Annotated in this window: 3 protein-coding genes; all 3 read left to right on the top strand. The window is 60.2% G+C overall.

Translation table 11 applies throughout. The features are described 5' to 3' along the window. The coding region (locus D588_RS0109510) for a hypothetical protein (protein WP_017915808.1) at positions 1–405 on the top strand (405 nt) is incomplete at its 5' end. A gap of 67 nt (positions 406–472) precedes the next feature. Beyond that, on the top strand, positions 473–1,069 hold the full coding sequence (locus D588_RS0109515; RefSeq protein WP_026143549.1) for a hypothetical protein: 597 nt from the start codon (positions 473–475) through the stop codon (positions 1,067–1,069). Next, positions 1,066–2,415 (top strand): DUF6792 domain-containing protein, encoded by a 1,350-nt coding sequence (locus D588_RS0109520; RefSeq protein WP_017915810.1) that lies wholly within the window; start codon positions 1,066–1,068, stop codon positions 2,413–2,415. The genes D588_RS0109515 and D588_RS0109520 overlap by 4 nt, the downstream gene beginning before the upstream one ends. Positions 2,416–2,487: the final 72 nt, after the last annotated feature.

Raw genomic sequence — 2,487 nt, forward strand, 5'->3', positions numbered from 1 at the left:
ACGTCAGGCGACCTCATCCTGTTGCTGGCGCAAAGCGTGGCCGCCCTGGGAGCGCTCCTTCATCTCGGCATTGCAGCGATGCTACTCCGGCTGGCGCTGCGCGCATCCGCCACCAAGAAGCGCCTCCAGGCACACGGCGAATGCACGGCACAGCGGCGCCCGTTGCGCAGGTCCATCCTCGGCGTCGTTGGCGCAGCGGTGCAGGTACTCATGATGAGCGTGGCGGTAATTGCGCTACCAATCGCTCTGCCGGTGGTAATGCGCGTGCCGGAAGCTGGAATGATGTTCGTGATTCTGATCGTTGCCCTGCTGCTGCTCGGTGTTTCCATCCGGCGCAGTTGCCGCTGGCTGACCGAGGCCCTAGCGCAGGCCGAATGGGCTGTGCGCAGCACCGTGGTGGCCTAACGCCCTTATGAACGCTCAGACTGTTACTGCCATTTTACTTCTGTCCCTCTTGGCCGGATGCAATCAGATGAATACCGCTTCTGAAAAAGCCGACGGTGTTGCGCAAACGGCAGCCGATGGCGATCCAGTCTATCAGCGTAATACCAAGCCGACCCAAGCGTATCGAATCACGATGACCATCGAAGATGCGCCAGGGCCCTTTGGGTATGTTTCAGGTACTGCGTTTTATGACATGGCCAATTATGAGCAGTGCACGCCGCTTAATGAGCCATTCGAGGGCGTGAGAACCAAGCCGAAAGAAGCAGGTATACCCATCAACTTTCAGAAGGTCGACGGGGAATATTATGTGGGGACGATATATGCCGACGGCATGGTCGACGCCGACTATTACGGCATGGGCGTGTGCCGCTTTGAATTGACGGGCGTCGGCATTGCCTTGAAGGCGACCGGCAAGCATGAAGAAACGCGGTACGAGCCGGCGCTATTCAAGAAGGAGATTTATAGTCCAACGCCCAAGGTTACGTATTTTTGGAAGGGACGTTATCCCAAGGAAGACATGGATGATTTTCCAGATGGAGGTGCATCAAGTATTGACGACTTCAATGAAAATGCACGCCACAACCTCTTCAAAGTGACGCTGACATCGGAGAAGGCGCTCCCATGAGCATGACCACAAAACAATATGCCGCCCTTGCGAATGACGTATATAAAAAACCGCAGGAGACGGGAGAAAAAAGCCAGCCTGTCGACATAGGGGGCGTCGCCTACAGACGGCTCAGCTATATGGATAGCGCGTCCGGCTATCAGGGCATCCTTTATCAACGGTTGGATACCAACGAACTCATCGTCGCACACCGCGGCAGCGAGTTCGACCGCCAGCCGTGGCGCGATGGCCTAGTTGCCGATGGGGGTATGGTCGCCACCCGTCACAACGCCCAAGCGGCGGACGCCATCGAATTTACAAGGCACGCCTTGGAGTATGCGGAAAAGCTTGGCAAAGGATTGAAGGCTCCCGAGGTCACCGTCGCCGGCCACTCGCTAGGTGGCGGTTTGGCAGAAATTACGGCGCACCACTTCGGATTGAAGGGCGAAACCTTCAACGGCTATGGGGCCGTCAGCTTGGATCGTCGTATTCCCGAAGGCGGCAACGCGGTCATCAATCACGTAATGGCGGGAGATCCCGTCAGCGCCGCCAGCCGGCACTATGGTCAGGTTCGGGTGTATGCCACGGAGCAAGAGATCGCGACGCTGGAGCGGACCGGCTATGACGACCAGGGCAGTGGCTTGCGCAATCCGATCAGTGCGGCGAAGGGGTTGGTGACGGACTCCCACACCATCTACAACTTCCTGCCGACAGACAAGGAAGGCAGGCCGAAGCACTCTGTCCTGGAAGACGCGACCGCACAGCACTTGGCGCAGCGCCATGCGCCGATGATCGAACGGTATCGGGATGATATCGCCACGCTGCGCATGGGGGTGACGCTGGGTGCGCGGGGCTGGGGTGGGCTGCTGCAGGATGGCGTTGCCGAACTGCGGGGGCCACTTGCGCCCGGGGCGGGCCGCGAAAGCATCGGCGTGCCGAATTGGTCAGAGCACATGCAGCGGCTGCAGGTGCCGCGTATGGAGAGCGGAGAACCGCAGGGCTGGCGGGCTCCGCAGAAGGTGCCGGAGCAATCGAGCGTGACGCCTGCCGAGCAGCCGGCTGATGCTCTCTACCAGATGCTCAAGAGCAGGTTACCTGCCGGCATCGCGGATGCCGCGGTGTCGTATGCGGCATCGCAAGCGCGGCGTGAGGGGATGGAGCGGCCAGAGCAGATCAGGGCCGTGACCCTGCTGGAGGGCGGAAGCGCCTGGATCGAAGGCAGCACACCCGGCTACCGTGTGAAGGTGGATCTGTCCGGTACGCCGCCTTTGGTTCAGGAACGGAGGACGGATCAGGCGCCTGAGCCGCAGCACCTGGCACAGCAGCTGGATGCGCCCCAACAACAGGCATCGGTGAAGGGGCGGTGATAATCGTGGGGGCATCGAACTGGATGTAGACATAGATTGCCTCCACCGTCGGCGCCAACGGCGCCATGTTGC

This window comes from Xanthomonas sp. SHU 308, assembly GCF_000364645.1.
In the GTDB taxonomy this organism is placed as follows: domain Bacteria; phylum Pseudomonadota; class Gammaproteobacteria; order Xanthomonadales; family Xanthomonadaceae; genus Xanthomonas_A; species Xanthomonas_A sontii.

Excerpts from the sequence above, each read along its gene's own strand:
- D588_RS0109520 (WP_017915810.1), top strand. The coding sequence starts at position 1,066 with ATGAGCATGACCACAAAACAATATGCCGCCCTTGCGAATGACGTATAT.
- D588_RS0109515 (WP_026143549.1), top strand. The coding sequence starts at position 473 with ATGAATACCGCTTCTGAAAAAGCCGACGGTGTTGCGCAAACGGCAGCC.